Annotated in this window: 18 protein-coding genes; 11 read left to right on the top strand and 7 right to left on the bottom strand. The window is 36.5% G+C overall.

Annotated elements, in window-relative coordinates:
- The 7 genes from Q5W13_RS18745 to Q5W13_RS18715 form a co-directional block, all read right to left on the bottom strand.
- Complete coding sequence (locus Q5W13_RS18745) at nucleotides 1-1,671, bottom strand: RagB/SusD family nutrient uptake outer membrane protein (RefSeq protein WP_304444065.1); 1,671 nt, start codon at nucleotides 1,669-1,671, stop codon at nucleotides 1-3.
- A 3-nt stretch (nucleotides 1,672-1,674) separates the two neighbouring features.
- A complete protein-coding gene (locus Q5W13_RS18740; RefSeq protein ID WP_304444064.1) occupies nucleotides 1,675-4,332 on the bottom strand; it encodes a SusC/RagA family TonB-linked outer membrane protein in 2,658 nt (885 codons plus the stop codon).
- The gene (locus Q5W13_RS18735) at nucleotides 4,283-5,116 is read right to left on the bottom strand and encodes a carboxypeptidase-like regulatory domain-containing protein (protein WP_304444063.1); all 834 of its coding nucleotides are present in this window, start codon (nucleotides 5,114-5,116) and stop codon (nucleotides 4,283-4,285) included. Before Q5W13_RS18735 ends, Q5W13_RS18740 begins: the two co-directional genes overlap by 50 nt.
- A gap of 104 nt (nucleotides 5,117-5,220) precedes the next feature.
- Nucleotides 5,221-5,508 (bottom strand): FecR family protein, encoded by a 288-nt coding sequence (locus Q5W13_RS18730; RefSeq protein WP_304444062.1) that lies wholly within the window; start codon nucleotides 5,506-5,508, stop codon nucleotides 5,221-5,223.
- 73 nt (nucleotides 5,509-5,581) lie between these two features.
- Nucleotides 5,582-6,349: a FecR family protein gene (locus Q5W13_RS18725; RefSeq protein WP_304444061.1), complete on the bottom strand. Its 768-nt coding sequence runs from the start codon at nucleotides 6,347-6,349 to the stop codon at nucleotides 5,582-5,584.
- 188 nt (nucleotides 6,350-6,537) lie between these two features.
- Nucleotides 6,538-7,101, bottom strand: a complete 564-nt coding sequence (locus Q5W13_RS18720; RefSeq protein ID WP_304444060.1) for an RNA polymerase sigma-70 factor — start codon at nucleotides 7,099-7,101, stop codon at nucleotides 6,538-6,540.
- Nucleotides 7,102-7,230: 129 nt separating this feature from the next.
- Nucleotides 7,231-10,410: a cytochrome c biogenesis protein gene (locus Q5W13_RS18715; protein WP_304446549.1), complete on the bottom strand. Its 3,180-nt coding sequence runs from the start codon at nucleotides 10,408-10,410 to the stop codon at nucleotides 7,231-7,233.
- Between the two features lie 287 nt (nucleotides 10,411-10,697).
- On the opposite strand from Q5W13_RS18715, the gene Q5W13_RS18710 reads away from it, so the two are divergent.
- From Q5W13_RS18710 to Q5W13_RS18660, 11 genes are all read left to right on the top strand, one after another.
- A complete protein-coding gene (locus Q5W13_RS18710; protein ID WP_304444059.1) occupies nucleotides 10,698-11,462 on the top strand; it encodes a Rossmann-like and DUF2520 domain-containing protein in 765 nt (254 codons plus the stop codon).
- Entirely contained in the window at nucleotides 11,446-11,973 is a 528-nt protein-coding gene (locus Q5W13_RS18705) for a KdsC family phosphatase (RefSeq protein ID WP_304444058.1), read from the top strand. The genes Q5W13_RS18710 and Q5W13_RS18705 overlap by 17 nt, the downstream gene beginning before the upstream one ends.
- 3 nt (nucleotides 11,974-11,976) lie before the next feature.
- A complete protein-coding gene (locus tag Q5W13_RS18700; protein WP_304444057.1) occupies nucleotides 11,977-12,558 on the top strand; it encodes a Maf family nucleotide pyrophosphatase in 582 nt (193 codons plus the stop codon).
- 36 nt (nucleotides 12,559-12,594) lie between these two features.
- A complete protein-coding gene (locus Q5W13_RS18695; RefSeq protein WP_304444056.1) occupies nucleotides 12,595-13,542 on the top strand; it encodes a septum formation inhibitor Maf in 948 nt (315 codons plus the stop codon).
- 4 nt (nucleotides 13,543-13,546) lie between these two features.
- Nucleotides 13,547-14,101, top strand: coding sequence for a mechanosensitive ion channel domain-containing protein (locus Q5W13_RS18690; RefSeq protein ID WP_155596117.1), 555 nt, complete (start codon nucleotides 13,547-13,549; stop codon nucleotides 14,099-14,101).
- Nucleotides 14,102-14,251: 150 nt separating this feature from the next.
- Nucleotides 14,252-16,777: a PIG-L family deacetylase gene (locus Q5W13_RS18685; protein ID WP_304444055.1), complete on the top strand. Its 2,526-nt coding sequence runs from the start codon at nucleotides 14,252-14,254 to the stop codon at nucleotides 16,775-16,777.
- A gap of 107 nt (nucleotides 16,778-16,884) precedes the next feature.
- Complete coding sequence (locus tag Q5W13_RS18680; protein ID WP_155596115.1) at nucleotides 16,885-18,618, top strand: sodium:solute symporter family protein; 1,734 nt, start codon at nucleotides 16,885-16,887, stop codon at nucleotides 18,616-18,618.
- Between the two features lie 141 nt (nucleotides 18,619-18,759).
- The gene (locus tag Q5W13_RS18675) at nucleotides 18,760-19,800 is read left to right on the top strand and encodes a LacI family DNA-binding transcriptional regulator (RefSeq protein WP_304444054.1); all 1,041 of its coding nucleotides are present in this window, start codon (nucleotides 18,760-18,762) and stop codon (nucleotides 19,798-19,800) included.
- Nucleotides 19,801-19,972: 172 nt separating this feature from the next.
- A complete protein-coding gene (locus Q5W13_RS18670) occupies nucleotides 19,973-22,054 on the top strand; it encodes a SusC/RagA family TonB-linked outer membrane protein (RefSeq protein ID WP_304444053.1) in 2,082 nt (693 codons plus the stop codon).
- Nucleotides 22,026-23,027, top strand: coding sequence for a SusC/RagA family TonB-linked outer membrane protein (locus tag Q5W13_RS18665; protein ID WP_304444052.1), 1,002 nt, complete (start codon nucleotides 22,026-22,028; stop codon nucleotides 23,025-23,027). The genes Q5W13_RS18670 and Q5W13_RS18665 overlap by 29 nt, the downstream gene beginning before the upstream one ends.
- A gap of 192 nt (nucleotides 23,028-23,219) precedes the next feature.
- Nucleotides 23,220-24,614 (top strand): SusD/RagB family nutrient-binding outer membrane lipoprotein, encoded by a 1,395-nt coding sequence (locus tag Q5W13_RS18660; protein ID WP_304444051.1) that lies wholly within the window; start codon nucleotides 23,220-23,222, stop codon nucleotides 24,612-24,614.
- Nucleotides 24,615-24,691 lie beyond the last annotated feature (77 nt).

The following is a 24,691-nucleotide window of genomic DNA, read 5'->3' as shown; positions in this document are numbered from 1 at the left end:
TTAATTGCCCAATTTAGGATTTACGTTTACCTCAGATTCTGGAATTGGCCAAATATCATCAATTCCTTTTCTAAAATTCTTTGTGGTAACGTACCATCTTGACTGTGGGTCTATTTTCTTAGAAGTCGTTGGATATAAAGTGGAATTAGGAAAAGGAGCTCCCCATAAATCCCCTACCAAAACCTCATCACCAATATCCCATCTAATAATGTCCCAAAGGCGTTGACCTTCAAATGCTAATTCAATTCTTCTTTCATTTCTAAGAATAGGGCGTAGCGTTGCTGCATCTGTTTCCGTTATTGGAGGCAATCCAACAGAAGCTCTTCCTCGTACCGCATTAATGGTCTCATCTAACAACTGCTGTGTAATAGGGTTCCCCGCTTCAAGTTCAGCTTCTAGATAACTTAGTAAAACTTCGGCATATCTAATAATTGGAACGTTTCCGCCATAATCAGATTTTAAATTTCCACTGAAAGATTCATCAAAAAACTTTCGTAATCCATACCCTGTTCTTGTTGCCTGCTTAGAATATGTTAACTGATCTAAAGATTCTGTACTATCCGGGTTGCAATCATAGATTTTATCTCCAAAAGAAGAACCATCCCAAAGTAGGTTGTATCTAAACCTTGGGTCTCTATTGGCTCCCATATCTGTATAATCAAACTTAGGGTCGTCATATGATAATGGGGTACCATCATCAAAACCATACGCATCTGCCAAACTTCCTAATGGATTTACAATATGCCACCCAGAAGCTACTGCGGGATAAGCATGTTGTGGTAAAGAATTTCCTGCTTGACCTCCAAAATATTGAGTGCTAAAGATATTTTCACTGCTAGCTTCGTTAACAGGTGTAAAAAGAGAGGCATAATCTGGGTCTATTATATTTTCCCCCATGTCAATTATTTCCTTGTACACTTTAGAAGCTTCTGCAAAATTCTGCTCACCCAAATACATTCTACCTAAGAAAGCTAGAGCAGCTTGCTTGCTAGCCCTACCTTCTTCAGAACCGGATAATTCACCAAATGAAGGTAAATCTTCTGCCGAAGCTTTGAGCTCGCTGATTATAAAAGAAACCAATTCTGCTTTTGATACCTTGTCTACATTATTAGCCTCATCAGGTGTTAAGGTCTTTGTAACCAAAGGAGCGCTTCCCCAAAATTGAGAAATATAGAAATAAGTAGAGGCGCGAAGAAAACGAACCTCGGCAGCCATTCTATCAATTTTTGACTGTTCCATTTCTACATTACCAATATTCTCTAAAAAGTCATTACAAATTGCTATTCTTTTGTAAGAACCTTTCCAATACCCATTTACAACATTATTGTTTGGTAATAGCGTTCCATCCGTTAAACGATTCTGAGTAGAGTTATCTCCTCTACGATCATAGGCGTTATCTGTAGCAAATTCCATAAAAACAATTCCGCAATAGGTCCACCAATCGGAAGGTACTACTTGCGTACCGTATTCAATTGCACCACGATAAGCACCGGTTAAAGCTATGTTTGCATTGGACTCTGACGTCCAAAAATTATCTTTCGCAAACGCGTTACTAGGAAATTGCTCCAATTCTTTATCGCAACCAATAAACAAAACCAACGTCATGCTTAAAACAACCAACCTAGAAAAGGAAGGTACGCGACTTATATATGTGTATAAAAAATTTGTCATGTTCTAAAATTTTAAGTTTAAACCAAAGGTGTACGTAGTTAAAATAGGATAATAGCTTCCCGAGGAATTAATCTCTGGGTCCCATCCATCTCTATAGGAATTAAAAGAATGTAAATTCTCTGCTCCTATATACATCCTTAGGTTATCTATGCCTATCAACTCAGTTAAAGAGTCAGGGAAATTATACCCTAATTGCACATTTTTAACTCTTAAATAACCTGCGTTTATAACCCAATAATCTGATGTAGCTGTGTTTGGCGAACCACTATTAGTTAGTACTTCTAACCTTGGATAATAAGGATTACGGACCGGGTTATTAGCATCAAAACGACCATCCATTTGCCATTTTTGAATATTTCCTAAGTTGAAAAAAGCATAACCTGCATAATTATCCAACATACCTTTCACACCGCTCACCCCTTGAAGGAATAAAGAAAAATCGAAGTTTTTATAATTTAAATTGATGTTAGCTCCGTACGTGTATTTAGGAATTCTACTTCCTAGATACGTCCTGTCATAAGTAGGGTCTACTTTTCCATCAGGCACACCATCAGGACCACTAATATCCTTATACCTAAAATCTCCTGCTTGTGAAGTAGGGTTTACAGCACTTTGATCTGGCCAGCTAGAAGTTTCTCCATCATTTAAGAATACACCATCGGTTTTGTAACCATAGTACATCTGCATTGGATAGCCTATAAAAAGGTCCGAACCGTTACCTACAAAACCATTTGGTTGTTCTACGTTACCCAAACCCATAGTTACCACTTCATTGTTTATTACTGAAAAGTTTCCATTAATAGAATAGCTAAAATCGCCTTTACTACCTCTATGTCCTAAATCGAATTCCCAACCTGTGTTCTTAACAGCTCCTGTATTGGTTTCGCTAATACCTACACCAAGTACAGAAGACACACTAGATGATGGTTTAAAAAGTACATCTGTAGTATTCCTTCTAAAATAAGTGGCGTTAAAAGTTACCTTTCCATCAAAAAGTCCGGTTTCAATACCTATATCGGTAGTTTCTGTTGACTCCCACTTAATATTCGCATCACGGTAATTAGAGTATGCAGCTCCTGTAGAAAGTCCGCCACCCAAGGCGTAATCACGCCCTGAAGCCAATACAGTTTGATATGGATAATTACCAATATTCTGGTTTCCTAAAATACCCCAAGAAGCTTTGAACTTCAAGTTTGATAACCAATTAACATCTTCCAAGAAAGTTTCTTGAGAAGCTCTCCAACCTACTGCGGCAGCAGGAAAAACAGCATACTTATTACTTTTAGGAAATCTTGACGAACCATCATAACGAAGTGTTGCTTCAAAAAGATAACGTTCATCAAAACTATATTTCAACCTAGAAAAGAAAGATTGTAAGGCCCATTCAGAATCAAAACCAGCTGATTGTTGGTTCTCTGCACTACCTAAATCTAACACCGTGTAATCGTTACTAGCAAAATCTTGACGGTATCCATTGAAAAACGAAAATTCTTCATTTTCAAAAGAGTATCCTCCTAAAAAACTGAAATCATGAACACCCACTTCCTTAGACCACTCACCAGTAAATTGCAGTGTTTTGTAAATCTCTTTATTGCTATACTGGTTTAAATAAGACTGCCCCAAATAAATATCCTCGTTAAGACGTTGCGATGCATAATAAGAACGTTCCTCGTTTAGAGTAAAGTTGTAACCACCTATCGCCGAAAAGGTCAAATCATCGGTCGGTTTATAGTCTAACTTTACATTTACGCCTGCCTTTGTTTTTGGATTTTCTAAATAAGATTCCGAAGCCAACCAAGCTACAGGTGTACCACCACTTTCAGGTCCAATACCATAATTCCCTTGAGAATCCTGACCTAAAACTACGGCTGGATATCTAACGGCATTAGACACTAAATCTCCAACAAAACTTCCTCCATTATTAGCAGCATCAGTTGCTCTATTGGTTTCACTTCTATAACCTTGCCCTTTGTTTCCCGTTACTTGAGGCTCTTCTCTCTTTTCTACAGAACCAAAAAACCGTGTATTCAAATTAAACTTGTCTCCCAGTTTATTCGTAAGGTTCATTCGAAAGTTATACCTGTTAAAACTATTTTTTGGAACAATACCATCCTGCTCCAAGATACCTACAGAAACATAATACTTGTTCTTTTCATCGCCACCACTAAGAGTTAACGTGTGCGATGTCTGTACTCCATTCTTAGAGAAAAGATCATCTAAAAATTTTGTGTTCGGGTAATTGTCCAAATCACTTTCTGACTTGTATTTTGCAATGTCTTCTGCAGAAAAACTATTGCTACCAGAAGCTATATTATACATTTCTGCATATTCCCAAGAGTTTACAAATTCAGGAAGCTCTGTTGCTGCGTTAAAACCTACGTAGCTATTATAATTGACAGAAAACTTATTATCAGCACCATTCTTGGTAGTAATTAAAATTACCCCGTTTGCAGAACGTGCACCATAAATGGCAGCTGAAGAGGCATCCTTTAACACCGAAATAGATTTAATATCATCCGGGTTAATATCGTTCATACTTCCGGCAATACCATCTATCAGAACCAATGCATCTGGTGTAGCTCCAAAAGAACCTACTCCCCTAACGCTTATACTACCACCACTCTGACCTGGGTCTACCTGAACGTTGCACCACAGTAACACCCGGCATTTGACCTGTGATTGCTTGAGAAACCTGAGTAACCGGCCTATTCTCTATGTCTTTGGAAGATACCTGAGAAACGGAACCAATTACGTTCACCTTCTTTTGAGTACCAAATCCAACTACAACTACTTCATCTAAGCCCGCGGCACTTTCAACTAGTTTAATATTTAAAGTAGTCTGTCCTGCAACCGGAATTTCTTTAGTAGCAAAACCTATATAAGAAACCACCAAAATAGCATCATCAGAGCTAGGCTCAAGACTAAAATTACCGTCAAAATCTGCGGTAACACCATTAGTTGTTCCTTTTTCTACAACATTAGCACCTGCAAGAGGCACTCCCATTTCATCAGTAATGACACCTGTTATAGACTGTTGGTCTTCCTCCAAATTATCTATTCCTGTACTTTCAATTGGCACTTTATACGAAGGGTCATTTTTAAGAACGATCTGGTTTTTTAGTAAGGTATATGTAACACTATTACCAAACACCATTTTTAAAACTTCTTTTATTGGGCGCTTTTCCACCCTAAGAGTCACCCTTTTAGCTACGTTCAACTGTCCCGATTTGTAAAAGAAGCGGAACTCGCTTTGCGTTTCTATTTTTTTCAGTACACTTTCAATAGTTTCGTTATTGGCCTCTATAGAAACCTTCTTGTTTTGCGAATAGGAATTCGCGTGAAGATTGAACAAAGCCAAAGCAAACATTAGAACGGAGATTTTCACTGTACGATTCTTGTTAAGAATGTTTTTCATAAGAATGAAAAACAATGGTTTTTTTTCCATATTTTTAAAGGATTTTGATTTGTTTTTACTTGGATTAAAATCACTCTTATTCGGGGGACGTGGCCGCGTTCCCCGATTTTTTTTTGGCTTTAAGTCACATAAGTTTATGTTGGTTTTTTAATTCGTATTTGGTTATTGGTTATCTCGTAATCAAACTCAGCACTCTCCTTAAAAGTGTCAAGTAAATCTTCTATAGATTCATTTTTAAAAGCTCCCCTAAACCGGACAGATTCTAATTCTGTATATCCGTTTTCAATTCGTACTCCGTAACGACGCTCTATCTTCCTTATAATATCTTCAAAAGGCTCATTATTAAAAGTTAAATCACCATTACGCCAGTTTAGGTAATCGCTTATATCTACCTTACTTATTACCAAAGCATCTTCCTGCATTGCCGCTTTTTGACCTATGGTTTTAGAATACTTAAACTATCACTCACTTGACCAGCACGCTTATCACTAATAGCTACACTACCTTCTGCGAGTACCGCGTAAGTTTCTTCCCGGTATAACAGCTAACATTAAAATGAGTTCCTAAAACTTGAACATCAATATCTTTAGCTACCACAGTAAATTTATGTTTAGGGTCTTTGGCTACTTCAAAATAAGCCTCGCCTTTTAAAAATACTTTTCGGTCTTGTCCTTTGACAAAACTTACTGGGTACTTTAAAGAAGTATCTGCATTTAGGTGTACAAGTGTGCCATCAGAAAGTTTTAGCTCAAAAGTTTTTCCTTTTGGAATAATAATCTCATTATAGACCAACTTGGTAGTTGCCTTACCATGATAGACCATTTGGTCATTAGATTGGGATGCCAAAATGTTTCCGTCTTCATCGGTAATAGATTCTCCCCCACCAACAATAATTTTTCTTGCTTGGTTGTCTCCTGTCTTTAAAACAATAGCATTATCTTCTATAACTAAGTTGGACTTTTCACTGCCGTTTTTTGATAGAAAATTGAAAACCATAGCAAGTCCCACTAAACCAATAAAAATGGCCGCGTACTTTAGTATAAAACCGTTGAAGTTATTTTTCTTTGCTTGTGGAACCTTAGTCTTACCTGCAATTTTCTGCCAAACCTCTTCTTTTGTTTCGCTATCAAATCTAAAATCTGACTTTAGATTACTCTCACTTTGGTATGATTCAAGAAAACGCTCCATTAAGTCTCTCTCTTCCTGAGAACACTCATTGTTCACATATTTTTTAAAGAGCTTTTTTGCTTTTTTTTCGTTCATTTATATCTCAATTAGAAAACGATATCACAACTAAGTACCCAAACTAATGCGATGGTACACGTTAGAAGTCCATTATTTTTTCAAATCGATAAAATAAAAGTGAAAAAACTAAGAAATACTTATTACAGATGCTTGTTCAAAAAGCCCTAAAAGCTTAATAAACAGTTTCTAAAACCTAATGATAGTGTCTAATGAAGAAGGATAAGAGAAATAATTACAGCTTCTTCTAATTGAAGATTGTTTCGTAGAAATGCCAATGCTTTTGAAATTTGATTTTTTACCGCCTGTACGGATATCTCAAGTTCTTCCGCTATTTCCTTATTCGATTTATGGTCATACCTGCTCAACACAAAAATATGACGACATCTTTTAGGCAATTTTGCTACTTGATCCCGAATGATTTGATTAAGCTCAGAATATTCTAGTTGATCTGAGACGTTCATTGAAACGTCTATAATATTCAATCTGGTCAAATCTTCAGTTGAAAATTTGTTATTTCTGAAATGATTGAATATTTGAAATTTTACAGCTTGAAAGAGATACGGTTTTAGAGAAGATATGTTACTCGTTTTTCTTTTTGCCCAAAGCGATATAAAAACCTCCTGAATAATATCTTCACAAATTACCTTGTCCTTTATAATGTTGTGAGCGTATATAAACAGAACTTTAGAGTATTTCTCATAAACAGCCTTGAAAGAAGAATTATCGTCTTCCTTCATGCCTTCTAAGAGCCTTATGTCTTCAGTTATCATTTTCATCTCACCTCGTAACAAGATGCTAAATCTATAAAAAATAGATTAAATATTACGACAATGGTAAAAAGAACACTTCTTTTTAATTAAATACCTTACAATTCTAAATAAAAATTAGAAATATAACCCCTATTTACTATAGTTAATCTTAAACCTCCAATAACTTATAGCACCAAGAATTGCGGCTGCCAGAACTATATACCAAATATAATCTGGCGTAATAGCGGCTGCGCCACTTTGCCCGTAACTATGTAAGCCTACCAAGTAGTAGTTTACTCCAAAATAAGTCATCATGATACTTCCAAAAGCAATAACGCTAAGAAAGTTGAATGCCCACCTACTTCGCAAAGCAGGTACCAAGCGGGTATGAATAACAAAGGCGTATATCATAATAGATATTAGTGCCCATGTTTCTTTTGGATCCCAACCCCAATATCTACCCCAACTTTCGTTGGCCCATTGGCCACCTAAAAAGTTACCAATAGTTAACATGACCAGACCTACTGTCATGGACAATTCATTGATTATTGTCAATTCTTTTATATTCAAGTCCATTACGGCCTTGTTCTTCTTATTGGTAAAAATCATAAGTAACAGAGAAACTAAACCTAGAATCATTGCAACAGATAACGGTCCGTAACTAGCCACAATTACCGCAACATGAACCATTAGCCAATAACTATCAAGTACCGGAACCAAAGTAGAAATTGCAGGATCTACCCAATTTAAATGGGCAATTGTCAATAACATACTGGTAACAAATGCAGAAGCTGCAATAGTCATATCACTTTTTCTGGCAAAGAGAAGCCCCATTCCCATAGTTGCCCAAGAAACGTATAGAATACTCTCATAAGCATTAGTCCATGGTGCGTGACCTGAAATGTACCATCGCAAAATAAGACCTGCAGTATGCCATAAGAACAAGATAAAAATAGTTCCCTTTAAGGAGTAAACTGCCATACGCCAAATAGAGCGGTCTTTAAAAATTTGGAATACTAAAACAAAAAACATGATTACGCCAACAAAAGCATATAGCTTATATAGCATATTAAAAATATTCAGCTTATTGTAAATTACTTCGGCATTGATTTTATCTTCTGAGGGGAGCACCTCTGCTCCGTGGTTTTTTTGATTTTGCTTGAATGCTTCTAATAACTTATCCGCATTGGCATAATCACCTGTTTCCTTTGCTTTACGCAAGGTCATAAGATAATAAGGCACCGAGTTTTTAATAAAATTAGCGTAAAGCGAATCTGAAACTTGGTACTGCCCTCCCCTATATTCTATGGCTGAAATCCATTTATTGTTTTCATCATTCAACAAAGGAAAAATCTTAATAATACGACCACTTAAAGCTTGGTCTAAAAGGCTTAAACGAATGTTGGCTTCTTTAATATCCTTATCAAACTGATTAGGGATATTGGTAGATGTTGCCTTTGCCAAAAATGGCTCTAATTTGTAATTCCCTTCCTTATCAAAGAAATCAGTTGCTTTTACAAATGGTTGCCCTTCCGGTATACCTATTACGTGACGTATACTATCATTCTTTCCTTTTTTATCTACAGCTAAAAACTCTGCATTATACCAAGCGGCCGGACTTAACATCATGGATAAGAATACCTGATCAGCATTCATATCTTTATAAACATCCTTTAAACTTAACTTCCGAAGCAATTCTGAAGAAAATGTATTTATTGGCTTCATCCGCCCTCCTTCATCTTGAATCACAAGTTTTCCGAACTTCTCCGCATGCTCTTCGGAAACAATCGTAGTTTGCAAAAGTGAATCTATTTGGGACTGTGTAGGTGCCATATTACTATGGTCATGACCATCGTCTGCAGAATGTTCTTGGGCATTCACATTTAACAACATACCCAAAACAAGAACCGCTGTCAGTTTTGCTTTTTTACTTTTCAATTTATCAAGAGAAACGGCTAAATCCTTAAATCTTGTTTTTCCAAAGAACATAATACCCATTAAGCCAATGTACAGTAAGAAGTATCCTAAATAGGTAATACGCGTACCCCATTGATCATGATTTACAGATAGAACAGTTCCTTTTTCATCTGGACTAAAACTAGATTGGAAAAATCGATACCCCTTATGATCAAGAATATTATTCATAAAAATACTATAGTCAAAATCCCTGTCGTCTTCAACAGTAACCTTACTCATGAAAGATTTGTACCCCTGCTCTGTACCAGGATATTTTTCTGCTATAAAATCATTCAGTTTAATACTAAAAGGAAGTTCATATACTTTGGAACCATAGCTCAGACTAAAATCCAGTCCGCCTACATTTACTTTCTCAGAGAAATTAGAAATACCTTTTCCTCCCAATAATTTTTGCTGAACGGTTTCTCCATTAACCGTAATATCTACTATCATGGCATCCAGAGTAGCATCTGTCATTTTTTCCTTTGAGACTTTTACAACACCATAAGAACCCTTTACTACAGGTTCAGGAACTACAAATTGCATTCCTGCTGTTGAGTATAATGAGCGTAATACAAATTCTTGAAGACTATCCTTTGCTACCTGACCTTTAAACTGGTCTGCCATTCGCATATAATTACCCTCAAAAGGGGTTCTTATAGTATAAGCCCCATCCTTTTCAAAAATATTAATGGCACCTTGAGTGTCATTGTTCAATGAAAAAAGCACATTGTGAATGCTAGAAACTTTGCCACTTTCTAGAAAGTGCTCATGTCTTTGCCCATCACCTGCCTCAACAATCTTTAAATACGTTTTTCCGTTTTCATCTGGAATTAATCCCTCTTCTGCCCCATCAATAAAACCTGCATAAGAAATAGTAAAGGGTTGACCGTTAAAATCTGACTTCCAAGGTAATCTCGATTTTATATCTTCTGCCGTAACTATTAAATCTTCCTGTAATGTTTTTCTTTTAGCCTCTCCGTTAATGTCACCGTCTACATAAGCGGTTAGATAAGTTTTGTCCGAATAGAATACTTTTTCCGATTTGCCCTCACGAATAGGCATCATACCCTCGTAACTGATATAGCGGGTTACAAATGCGCCAATTATGATAAAAATCCATGAAAGGTGAAGTGTTAAAACTGCCCATTTTTCCCAACGCAGTAAACGGTATCTGAACATGTTACCAATAAAATTGATAACAAAAAAGACCATAATAGCCTCAAACCATGTAGTGTTATAAATCCAAATTCTAGCTGTTTCAGTACTGTACTTACTTTCTATGAACGTTCCTAGCCCCATTGCGATAGCAAAGACTATAAAAAGAACGGACATTAAACGCGTGGAGAAAAAGAATTTTTTGAGCATGTTCATCGGCAGCAACTAAATTGGTTTTCAGCAGGCAAAAATACGCCCTTTTTCTTATTTACAGGAAGATAGAGCAATCTAAAGTCTTACGAAAACTGTTAATTATAAGTGAAAATTTTATGGGATTCATTTTAGAAAAAGTAGATTTTTTTATAGACCGAAATAAATAGTAGCCATTATTATAAATTCCATAGAATTTAGAGCATCATTTCTTCGCTTTAAAGCAAAATGTTTGAATTATTTTTCAGCAAAACAAAGTCTCTTTTACGTAATTATATGCTTATTTTCGCCTCATGATTAAGGTAAGCATTTTAGGTACCGGCAATGTTGCAACCCACCTTTTCAAGGCTTTTTCAAAGTCGGACGAAATAGAGATTGTTCAAGTTATAGGTCGAAATAAAAAAGCGCTTCTAGCTCTTGCTCCAGAGGAAAAAACAACCTCTGATTTCTCTAATTTAAAAAAATCTGATATTTATATAATCACTTTAAGTGATAATTCTATAAAAACTGTATCAGAGCAACTTACACTTAAAAATAAATTGATAGTTCACACTTCTGGAAGCACCCCAATGAACGAACTGTGCCGCCACGATAGACATGGTGTTTTTTACCCACTGCAGACCTTTAGTAAATCTAACAAACTAGATTTTAAGAAGGTTCCAATCTGTTTAGAAGCAGAAAACAAAGAAGACTTGGCGCTATTGAAAAAGCTAGCAAATCTTGTTTCAGAAAACGTGTATGAAATACACACGGAACAACGTAAAAGCCTTCACCTTGCTGCAGTGTTTGTAAATAATTTCACCAATCACCTTTATCATATGGGTTCTGAAATTTGTAAGGAAAATAATGTTCCTTTTGAAATTTTAAGCCCGCTCATACAGGAAACGGCAAGAAAAATCGAAACCCTATCACCTTACGAGGCCCAAACTGGTCCTGCTAGGCGAAACGATTCAAACACCATTACAAACCAGTTAGAACAAATAAAAAAACCAGAGCTCAAGGCAGTCTACGAACTGTTGAGCAAATCTATACAAGCAACTTATGGAAAAGAGCTATAAAGAATATTTAAAAAACATAGACACCTTTGTTTTTGACGTTGATGGTGTTTTCACCGACAGTACATTGCTTATAACCTCCGAAGGCGAAATGCTCAGAAAAATGAGCGTGAAAGATGGCTATGCCGTTAAAACCGCACTACAGAAGGGATATAAAATATGTATTATTTCTGGAGGCACAAATGAAGGAGTAAGAAGCCGCTTGCAAGCTTTAGGCGTAAAGGATATTTATTTAGGAGCACACCACAAAATGGATGCCCTAAAAGAATATATGGACAATCATAATGTTGACGTAAGCACAATGTTATACATGGGTGATGATATTCCTGATATCCCCGTAATGAAAGCAGTTGCCTTACCTAGTTGCCCACAAAACGCTGTTCAGGAAGTAAAAGCTGTATCTATGTACGTTTCTCATAAAAACGGAGGTGATGGCTGCGTAAGAGATGTTATTGAGCAGGTTTTAAAAGTAAAAGGAGACTGGATGACCAATTTTAGCGCAGCAAACGATTAAATTATGTTAGACTTAAATAATCACTCCATAATTCTAGCCAGCGGTTCACCAAGAAGACATCAGTTTTTAAAAGAAATGGGACTTCCGTTTGAAGTACGGTTAAAATCTGTGGACGAAGTTTATCCGCCTGAATTAGTAGGAAGCCAAATAAGCGATTATTTAGCAAAACTGAAAGCTGATGCATTTGAAGGGTCCTTAGCAGCGAACGAAATTCTTATTACATCAGATACTGTAGTTTGGCATAATGGCGTATCACTAGCCAAAGCAGCAGATGAAGAAGAAGCTTTTAGAATGCTGAATGCTCTTTCCGGAGATTGGCACGAAGTGATTACTTCGGTTTGTTTCACCACTTCTAGCTCACAAAAAGTTGTTCACCAAGTAACCAAAGTGAAGTTTAGAGAGTTATCTGATGAAGAAATCCACTACTACATCAACAACTTTAAGCCTTATGACAAGGCTGGTGCGTATGGTATTCAAGAATGGATAGGCCTAACAGGTATTGAAGAAATTAAAGGATCTTATCCTAATGTTGTAGGCCTACCTACACAATTGGTATACAAAACGTTAATTGAAATGGTCAAGTAGTTCTTTTTGGTTAATTTTAAATAAAATTACTACCTCATGAGAATTATTACCAAACAAGCCCTTCCTCTAACATATATAGCTTTACTAATTTCCTTTACGCAATCTTGCCAAGAGGTTAAAAAAGAGACTAGTGAAGACGTTGCTGTTAATTCCGAAAAAACGGTAGAATTACCGAAAAAAGAACTTTCGGGCGAATTTAAGAAGTATTGGTACGCCGGTGATGCCGAAATTACATCTTACAAACTTCAACTAGCACGATATGGTGAAATAAGAGACGGCAAAGCTGTTCTTGTTTTTGTTACCGAACCTTTCCTAAAGGATAAGCAAGTGAAAGCAGATGGAAACAACCCGGATAATATTCCTGTTTTAAAACTGAATGTAACCAAGAAATATCTCACCGGAATCTACCCTTATTCCATAATGACAAGTACTTTTTATCCAGTTCATGATAACGACCATGCGGTAAAAGTTTCGTTCTCTGCACAAGAGTGGTGCGGACAGGTTTATGCACAGCTAAATAACCGTGAAAAATTTGATGTAATGTCCCATTCGTATTTTGAAAGTGAAGCGGACCAAGACTTCAAATTAGAAAAAACCGTCCTTGAAAATGAGCTATGGAACAAGATTAGAATTTCACCTGAAACACTACCTGTAGGAGATTTAAAAATTATACCTTCTCTAGAGTTTATCCGACTGTCTCACAAAAAATTAAAAGAGTATAAATCAACTGCTAGTTTAAATAGTACAGATGGTATTTCAACTTACCAAATAACCTACCCTGAGTTAGAAAGAACCCTAACAATTAACTTCACAACAGCTTTTCCTTATACTATTGAAAATTGGTCTGACACCTTTAAAAGCGGCTTTGGAGAAAATGCCAAATCCATGACTTCTACAGCCACAAAAATAAAAAGTTTAAAGACTCCTTACTGGCGACAAAATGGAAATAAGGATTTACCTTTGCGCGACAGTTTAGGCCTATAAGTTTATGCAAGAATTTCTTTTAACGTACAAGCACGAAATGATAGCTACCGCCATAACATTTGGCGTGTTAATCATCCTAAAATTTATTACGGATAAAACCATTCGGAAAATTGGGAGAATCAGTGACATTGTAGAGGCACGAACATTGTTAATTACTAAGTACGCCTCAATTTTACTCATGCTTTTAGGTTTTGGGGTCATATCATTTATATGGGGGGTGAATTACAAAGATATTGGTCTTGTCTTTTCTTCTGTATTCACTGTCATAGGAGTCGCTTTATTTGCTAGCTGGTCTATTTTAAGCAATATAACTGCAGGAGTTATCCTATTTTTCTCGTTTCCATTCAAGATTGGTGATCGCATAAAAATTTTAGATAAGGATATTGAATCGGAAGAACCATTTTTAATTGAAGATATTAGGGCTTTTCACGTTAGCTTAAGAAAATCTAACGGAGAATTATTAGTTTACCCTAATAATTTGATGATGCAAAAAGCGGTTACATTAATCTACACTTACGAAGAGACAGCAGAAACACCAGACGGAACTGAAGAAGCATAATTGCGTTTCACAAGATTACTGCTAGTCCACACTGAAATTAATTTTTGTTAAAGAAGTTTTAAAAAACCAGCTAAGCCCTTTAAACTTTCTATCTTTGGTATGGTGTCGCTTCTGTAAATCATTGGCTTCTTCCAGACTAAAACCAACTTTATGCGCTATTTTTTGGCATTTCTTGCCGGAATACTCTTGTGTTCAAATATTACCAATGCACAAAAACCTGTGCAACAATCCTCTTCTGAAATATACCATTCACTTGAAAAATTGAATTTCTTAGGTACCGCACTTTACATTGCTGCGCACCCAGATGATGAGAATACAAGACTTATTTCTTACCTCTCTAATGAAACTAAAGCCAGAACAGGTTATTTATCCTTAACCAGAGGCGATGGTGGACAAAACCTTATAGGCCCTGAACTTCGTGAGCTTTTAGGTGTTTTACGTACACAGGAACTTTTAGCGGCCAGACGTATAGATGGTGGCGAGCAGTTTTTTTCGCGAGCTAATGATTTTGGTTATTCCAAACACCCAGACGAAACTCTAGAAATATGGAACAAAGAAGCAGTGCTAGGCGATGTCGTTTGGGCTATTCGTAATTTTAAGCCAGATGTAATTATCAACCGTTTTGACCATAGAAGTCCCGGTACTACTCATGGGCACCATACTTCATCAGCCATGTTAAGTTTTGAAGCTTTTGATTTGGCTAACGATAAAAATGCCTACAGTAAACAATTAGAACTTACAGAAACTTGGCAACCACAACGGTTGTTTTTCAACACTTCATGGTGGTTTTATGGCAGCCAAGAGAAATTTGACGAGGCCGATAAATCAAAAATGGTCAATTTAGACATTGGAACCTACTACCCTATTTTAGGAAGGTCTAATAACGAAATTGCCGCTTTGGCCAGTAGCCAGCATTTATGTCAAGGTTTTGGACGTTTATCTCAAAGAGGTACGGAAAACGAATACGTTGAGCTCTTAAAAGGTTCAATGCCAAAAAATTCTAATGACATTTTTGAGGGCATAGATACTTCTTGGTCTCGCGTACCTTATGGTAAAGTTGTTGGAGCGATTCTTTACGCTGTTGAAAAGAACTTTGACTTCGCAAACCCATCAAAACATTTGCCGCAACTGTTGGAAGCTTACGAACTACTTCAAAAAGTTGATGACCCCTATTGGAAAGCTTTAAAGTCACAAGAGTTAAAGAACATCATTTTAAATGTTGGAGGCCTTTATCTTGAAGCTTCCGCCGAAACTGCTTTCTCTAACCCTGGAGGAAAGGTGAAAGTAAACATTGAGGCCGTTAATAGAAGTTCTGCGGATATTGTTTTGAAAACTATTTCTATCTCTTCTACGGATAAGGAATTAAAACCTTCCATCGCCTTAAAGAATAATGAAAAGCAAACTTTTGAAATAGATTTAGATATACCTGAAGCCACAGATTATACGAGCCCTTATTGGCTTAGAGAAAAAGGTACTCTGGGTATGTACAAAGTAGATAATCAAAAACTTATTGGAAAGCCGGAAACGCCACGGGCATTTTTAGCAAAATTCCAACTTGAATTTAATGGTAAGGCCCTCACTTTTGAAAAGCCTGTTATTTATCATTATGCAAAACCTGATAAAGGTGAATTGTTTCAGCCTTTTGAAATACTACCAGAGGCTACGGCAAGCTTTAGTGATAAAGTATTAATTTTTGCCGATGGCGAGCCTAAGAAAATTTCGGTTACAGTAAAAGCTCATGCAGATAATATAAAAGGCGAACTGCAACTAAGCCATTCCAAAGGATGGGCAGTAGATGCCGAATCAAAACCTTTTGAAATTGCTAACAAAGGTGATGAACAAACACTTATTTTTACACTAACCCCACCTGCTGACGAAGACGAAAGCTTTATTTCTCCGATTATAAAACTAAACGGCAAAGAGATAACCAAAGAGTTAGTAATGATAGATTATGATCACGTTCCTACTCAGTCCGTTTTACTGCCCTCAGAAGCAAAAGTGGTACGTTTAAATATTAAAAAATCAGGAGAACACATTGGCTACATTGTCGGTGCCGGAGATGAAGTTCCTGAAAGTCTAAGTCAAATAGGTTACATCGTACACACCATAGAACCTAGCAGTATTGCAAAAGGTTCGTTAGATAAGTATGATGCCGTAGTTGTTGGTATTAGGGCGTACAACGTGGTAGATGAATTGAAGTTCAAACAACGCTATCTTTTTGATTATGTTGAAAAAGGAGGTAATCTTGTAGTGCAATACAATACAGCAAGCAGATGGGGCGATCAGTTTGAAAATCTGGCTCCCTACCCTATTACCTTATCCCGTGACCGGGTAACGGATGAAAATTCCGCTGTAGAAATAATAGATAAAAAGAATACCTTAGTAAATTATCCGAATAAAATTGATGCTGCTGATTTTAATGGATGGGTACAAGAGCGCGGACTTTATTTCCCTGACAAATGGGCTAAAGAATTTACTCCTGTTCTTTCTATGAGCGATAAGGGAGAATCAGATAAAAAAGGAAGTATCTTAATAGCTCCTTATGGAAAAGGAAATTACATCTATACCGGATTAAGTTTTTTTAGAGAACTACCTGCCGGTGTACCCGGAGCATACAAGCTGTTTGCAAATATGCTTTCTGTTGAAAAAAATGTACAACCTACGAAATTGAATTAAAGCTATGTTAGACAAGTTCGATTGGAAAAAGGAATACTCGTTAGTACTGATACTTAATATCATATACATACTTGTTTTTAGTTACTTAATGACTGCATTTACCTAATATGGGAACATTAGACTGGATTATTTTATCGAGTACACTGCTTTTCATAGTTGCCTATGGTGTTTGGAAAACCAGAGGAAGTAAAAGTGTAGATGACTACGTAGGTGGTGGGAAAGATGCCAAATGGTGGACCATAGGTCTATCGGTAATGGCTACGCAAGCCAGTGCCATTACTTTTCTATCTACCCCTGGGCAGGCATTTCACGATGGTATGGGTTTTATTCAGTTCTATTTTGGGCTTCCCATAGCCATGATTATAATTTGCTTGGTTTTCCTACCCATCTATCACAGGTTAAAGGTGTATACGGCTTATGAATTTCTAGAAAACCGTTTTGATTTAAAAACACGCTCATTAGCTGCTATCCTATTTTTAGTACAAAGAGGCCTAGCTGCAGGTATTACTATTTTTGCGCCTTCCATTATATTATCTGCTGTACTAGGTTGGGATTTAAGAACCTTAAATGTTATTATTGGAGTTCTAGTAATCATCTATACCGTGTCCGGCGGTACCAAAGCGGTAAGCGTTACCCAAAAACAACAGATGTTCATTATCATGACAGGTATGTTCATCACTTTCTTTTTTATATTAGGATATTTACCGGCCGATATCAACTTTGGAAAAGCACTTAAGATAGCTGGTGCCAGCAACAAGTTAAATATAATCGACTTTAGTTTTGACACCAAAAGCAGATATACTTTTTGGAGTGGTATTACAGGCGGATTGTTCTTAGCTTTGGCTTATTTTGGTACCGATCAAAGCCAAGTACAACGTTACCTTTCAGGGAAATCACTTCGTGAAAGTCAGTTAGGTCTAGTTTTCAATGGCCTGTTGAAAATACCAATGCAGTTCTTTATACTATTGGTAGGTGTTATGGTATTTGTTTTTTATCAATACAATCCTTCGCCTTTAAACTTTAACCCTGCAGCTACAGAGGCTGTCATGAGTTCCGAATACGCCAAAGATTATGCTATTCTTCAGGAAGGACAGGAAAAGCTAGAGGCAGAAAAGAAAATGGCACAAAATAAGTTCTCTGCCGCTTTAGAGTTAAAAGAATATAGCGCTGTAGAAGAGGCAAAACAAGAAATTATCAGCTTAAACATAAAAGACAGTACTAATCGTGCGGCTGCCAAATCATTAATAAAAGAAGCTGATAGTACCGTTGAGACCAATGACAAGGACTACGTTTTTATCCACTTTATCCTTCATAACCTCCCAAGAGGACTTATAGGACTACTTTTAGCGGTTATACTATCCGCAGCTATGTCATCCACCGCATCTGAACTTAATGCTTTGGGCACCATAACTGCTTTGGATTTATATAAGAGAAACATAAAAGGAAAATTGACTGATGAGCACTATGTTAGAGCTACAAAAGCCTTTACTCTTTTATGGGGTATAATAGCAATTTCTATAGCAAGTATTGCCAACCTATTTGACAATCTTATTCAGCTTGTTAACATAATCGGTTCCATTTTTTATGGAAATGTCTTAGGTATATTTTTACTGGCCTTTTTCTTTAAGTTTGTTAAAGGAAATGCTGTTTTCTTTGCCGCATTGCTCACTCAACTTATCATCTTTGTGCTTTTTTATAATCTTATTTTTATTCATCCTACGGGCGAAGAAAAACTGGGATATCTATGGCTCAACTTCATAGGAGCTGCTTTGGTAATTGCTATGGCTATTGCTTTTGAAGGCTTTGATAGGCTATTAAAAAAACAGCCCGTAAGTCGTTAGAATATATTTAGTTACATCTATTTACCATTTTTTTTTCGATTAAAAATTAGCAGAAAGCACTTTCAATAAGTTATATATCTATAATTTAGTGAAGATTTTTCTTTCACCCTAAGCAACAACTAAAGCCTCTTTCATCCTAAAATGACCAATAAAAAAAAGACAATTAAAGATATTGCCAAGCTTGCAGGGGTATCCAAAGGAACAGTAGATCGTGTACTACATAAAAGAGGAAAGGTATCTAAAATTGCACAGGAAAAGGTTGAAAAAATATTAAAGGAAATAGAGTATCGCCCCAATCCAATTGCAAGAAGTCTTAAAGAGAATAAAGCCTATAGAATTTCTATACTCATTCCAGATTCTGAAATAGATATTTATTGGCAACCAGCACATGAAGGAGTGAAAGTTGCGGAAAAAGAATTTGGTCCTTTTGGTATTGAAGTTAAAATATTCATTTATAATCCTTCCAAAAAAGAAGACTTTTACCGGAAATCTATTGAAGCTATCAACGTTTCTCCTGATTTACTGTTAATGACCCCATTGTTTGAAAAAGAATCCTTTCAAATAAGTCAAACCTGCAAAGAGAACAATATTAGAGTGGGTCTTTTCAATAACCACCTTAGTACAAATAAAACTCAAATTTTTATTGGGCAGGATTTAGTGCAAAGTGGAAAAATAGCAGCAGACCTTATTGATAAAACTGTGGCTCCTCAATCTGATATAGGTATTATACATATAGATAAAGAACCTCACCTACTACTAAAAGAACAAGGGTTTAAAAACTACTTTGATAATAAAAAAAGTTCACATAGGATTCTAGAAGCAAAGAACTTCAATTCGGATGTCCAATCTAAATTTAAGCAAGAAATAGAGCAATATTTTTATGATAATCCAAATATTGGTGCTCTTTTTATTACTAACTCCAAGGCATACAAGATAGCTGAAATAGTATCTAAATTAATGAAACCTTGTACCTTAGTTGGTTATGATTTAGTACCGAAGAACGTTTCTTTTTTAAAGGAAGGTAAGATTGACTTCTTAATTCATCAAAGACCAAAAGAACAGGCTTATTTAAGTATAAGCCATTTCGCAGAATTTTTCCTTTTTGGCAAAAAAGTACCCCTCCAGAATTTACTTCCCATTGACATCGTTACTTCTGAAAATGTGGATTACTATATAAATTAGGCTTGTTTTTATTGACTTAGAACTCTAATACTATCATTAATACTATTCTCATAATCAAAAGTGTGTTCGAGCACATTTAACTTAAAAAGCGTTTGGTTTCTTAAAAATTAAGTTTACATTCACAAAACATTAAGAAAACATTTAGGACTAACAGCTTTTTAAAACTAACACTATGATGAAAAACATTTTAATGTTCCTAGTACTAATAATGGGTACTCACCCCATATTAGCGCAGGACAAAACGGTTACCGGTACGGTCACCGACGCTAATGATGGAATGCCGTTGCCCGGCGTAAATGTATTAGTACAGGGAAGTACAACAGGAACACAATCCGATTTTGATGGTAATTATACCATAGAAGCTTCTACTGGCGATGTTTTGATTTTTTCCTTTATTGGAATGAAATCACAAAACGTTACCGTGGGTGCCAACAACATTATTGATTTAGCTATGCAAGAAGATGCTAGCCAATTAGATGAAGTTGTTGTTACTGCTTTAGGTATTAAAAGACAAAAGAAGTCTTTGACCTATGCCACACAAGGGGTAGATACCAAAAGTATTGATGAAGCTAGACCACAACAAGATCTTGTAAATAGTCTTCAAGGTAAAGTAGCTGGACTATCTATACAAACATCAGGAAATGGTGTTAGTGGGTCTTCCAAAGTAGTATTGAGAGGTAACCGATCTATTGCAGGTAGTAGCCAAGCACTATATGTTGTAGATGGTGTACCATTAGGTGGAGATATTTCTAACTTAAGCCCTGATGACATTGCTTCTATTAACGTATTAAAAGGAGCTAATGCTGCTGCATTATACGGTGCTAGAGCAAATAACGGTGCTATCATTGTTACAACCAAAACAGGTACAAGTGATATAACTACCATTGACTTTAGTTCTACTCTTACCGCAGATACAGGAAGAATTATGTATGATTACCAAAATGAGTATGGCCAAGGTAGTGGTGGTCTTTTTAACAACTCATCTACTGGTTCATGGGGTCCTAGAATGGATGGGTCTTCAGTTGCTAACTGGTCACCAAGTCCAGATATCAATTCTGCAACTCCATACTCTGCTCAGCCAAATAATGTTTCTGATTTTATGCAAACGGGCTTTAATATGGCCAACAACGTTTCAATACGATCCGGTAACGACAAGAACAGAACCTTTTTTGGATATACTAACGAAAATAGAAAAGGTATTGTAGCTGGTAACGAATTGAAGAGACATAACGTTACACTTAAAATAGACAACAAATTGTTCAATGACAAGATTGAACTTAGTGCTAAAGCAAACTACATTAGAACAGAAACTGATAATATATTAGAGACGGGAGAATCATTCGCCAATCCATGGAGACATGCATACAGGTTACCTAGAAATATACGTACCTCGGATGCAGAAGTTTTTGAATATTTAGCTTTGGATGGTAGCACAAAACAAAACTATTGGAAACCTAAAGATAATGGAGGAGCCAATCCTTATTGGACTACCAATCGTAATCTTAACAATTCTGTTAATAATAGAATAATAGGATATGCTTCATTAAAATACAATATTCTTGACAACCTTAGTTTAATGGTGCGTACCGCTGTAGATAACAGTACTACTTTCAGAGAAGATATTGATTATAACGACACTTACGTTCTTGCTGATAATGGTAACTATGAAACAAGAAACAATATTGACTTAGAATGGAATTCGGATTTCTTGTTGAGCTACGACAAACAGATTAATGACGATTTCAATTTTAATATTAACGTAGGTGGTAACAGCCGTATGGCAGAAGATAAGTTTGTATCTACCAATAATAAAGGATTGAATGCTCCTAATATTTTTGCTATTAGCAATGCTTTAAACCTTGCTTCAGAACAGGATTACAATAAGAAAAAGGTAAATTCCCTTTATACTTTTGGGCAAGTAGGCTACAAAGATGCTTTGTTTTTAGATCTTACCTATAGAAGTGATTGGAGTTCAACTCTACCAGTTGATAATAATAGATTTGATTATTACTCTGCAGGTCTTAGTGCTGTAATATCCGATCTTGTAAAATTACCCGAAGTTATTTCATATCTTAAGTTAAGAGGTTCTTATGCAGAGGTAGGTAACGATACCGATCCATACAAGATTTTCCGTACCGCATCCTCTGTCGCCGGTGGTTTTATTCAATTAGACCCTGCACTTCCCAATACTGATTTAAAGCCTGAACGTACGCAATCTTTAGAGTTTGGAGTTGATCTTAAGGTTCTTAGATAATCGTCTAGGTATAGATTTTACTTACTATAAAAGTAACAGTATAGATCAGCTATTCCCTGTTAGTGTTGACCCTGCTTTTGGTTTTAGTACCAGATTTGTAAATGGAGGTGATATTCAAAACAAAGGGGTCGAAGCTATTTTAACGGGAACACCTATCCAAACTAATGACTTTAGTTGGAATGTTTCAGTTAACTTTAGTAAAAATGAGAGTGAAGTATTACGCCTTTCTGGAGGATTAGAAACTCTTATACTTGATGCTGGCAATCCATTTTTCAGACAATTTGAATTGGAAATAGGTGAACCATGGGGTAATATGTATTCCAGAGGCTTTGAAAGAGACGACCAAAATAGAGTTATTGTCAATGCAGACGGTACGCCATCCGTAACTGATGGTAAAAGCGTTTTAATTGGTAATTACAATCCAGATTGGTTAGGTGGTATTAGTAACAGCTTCCGCTATAAAAACTTAAGTTTAAGCTTTTTAATAGATATTAGACAAGGTGGTGTAATCGGTTCGCTTACAAATGCTATTTTGGCCTCAGACGGTGCGCTTGATGTTACCACTATTGGTCGTGATGGTACTTTGGTATTTGGTGATAACGTTTTTGGCGACTTAGAAGTTGTTAAGGCCGATGGAACTGCAAATGATATCCAAACAGATGCTGAAACATTTTGGGCTTCTATTGGTGGAAGAAATGCCCCAGTTGGAGAAGCTTTTGTGGAAGATGCATCCAACATTAGAATGAGAGAAATAACATTAGGGTATAGCCTACCTTCTTCACTAATAGATAGAACGCCTTTTAGAAACATAAAGCTGACGTTGGTAGGGAGAAACCTTTTCTTCTTCTCAAACAGCGCAAGTGTTGATCCAGAGGTGATTGTTGACCCTACACTTACAAGTGCAGATGGTTATGAATCTTTTTCTCCACCATCAACCAGAAGCTTAGGGTTAAACCTAAAATTTGGATTTTAAAAAATTGTTTATATAAAATATGAAAATCATGAAAAATATAAGTTTCTTACTTGTTACGGTCTTGCTCCTAGCAAGCTGTACCGATGATTTTGAACAAACAAATACGGACCCGCTTTCATTTGCCATTATGGAATTTCTGAAAGCGAACTATTACAGGGGCAAGCTTTTGCACAAGCGCAATACACATCCTTAATGGGCCAAGATTGGAGGTATCAGATTTCAGAAAATCTATTTGCTGATATTTGGTGTCAATATTTCACAACCACTGCCTCGGGCTTTGACTCTGACCGTTATGTACAAGTTGGCGGTTGGTCAGATTTAGCGTGGAATTCTTTCTACCAAGAAGCAGTGCCTCAGATAATCTTAGTAGAAGACATAACCGAAGCCAATGAAAATGCTGTAGGTAATGCAATGATTAAGATATGGAAAGTAAATGCCTTTCATAGAATTACAGACTATTGGGGACCAATACCATATTTAGAAATAGGAAATACAGAGCTTGAAGCTATTCCATACGATTCTCAAGAGGCAATTTACAGAAGCTTTTTTGTGACATTGGATGAAGCTGTTGCTCAATTAGAATCAAACCTAGACAAATTATCATTTTCCGGTAGTGACCGCACCTACGGCGGAGACCCTGCAAAATGGTTAAAGTTTGCGAACAGTCTTCGTCTTCGTTTGGCAATGAGAGTAAAATATGTGGATCGTGCGTTGGCACAATCAGAAGCAGAAAAAGCAGTAGCGGCAGGAGTTTTTCTATCTAATGGAGATAATGCCTATGTTTCTGTTGATGAAATAAACAGAAACCCACTAGAAACTATTACAGATTGGGGTGAGTTTAGAATGAGTGCTACAATGGAAAGTATCTTAGAGGGCTATGAAGACCCTCGTCTGCCTCAATATTTTGCTCCAGCAGTAGATGGTGATAGCGATGGTGATGGAAGCCCTTACGAAGGGTTGTTAAATGGACAAACCAAAGTTTCTCTAGAAACAAGTAAAAATGCGAGTCATTCAGACCTTGCTACTATATATATTGATGAAGCATTAGGAGGAATCAACCCTCCAATAGAAGTGATGACCGCTGCTGAAGTTTACTTCTTACGCGCTGAAGGTGCTTTAGAAGGCTGGGCTATGGGTGGTACAGCAGAGGATTTTTACGCTCAAGGAATAACAACATCTATGGAGCAAAGAGAAGTTGGTGATGCTACTTCTATTGCTGCATATATTTCAAGTACCAATACACCAATAGCTTATGAAGTGGGTGCGGCAGCAGTTGCAGATATTCCTGTTGCATTTAGTTCTGACCCAGAAACTCAGCTTGAACAAATCATTACTCAAAAATGGCTAGCCCTATACCCTAACGGTTGGGAAGCATGGGCAGAATTAAGAAGAACGGGGTACCCTAAACAGTATGCACGCGCACAATCTGAAAATTCTGATGTAGCGGTTGACGAGATTATGAGAAGAATGGTTTATGTATCAAGTCAATTCGATACTAATGCAGAATCTGTAGAAGCAGCCATAGCTGGACCAGAACTTAACGGTGCTGATAAAAACAACACTAAACTTTGGTGGGATAAAAAATAATCACACATGAATTTATAAAAAAGCACCAACTTAAATATTGGTGCTTTTTTTTTACTATTTATTTCATACTATCTTAG

The organism is Zobellia laminariae, assembly GCF_030553095.1.
Lineage (GTDB): Bacteria > Bacteroidota > Bacteroidia > Flavobacteriales > Flavobacteriaceae > Zobellia > Zobellia laminariae.
The sequence above is the reverse complement of the archived record's forward strand: the minus strand, read 5'-3'. Positions and strand labels throughout refer to the sequence as shown.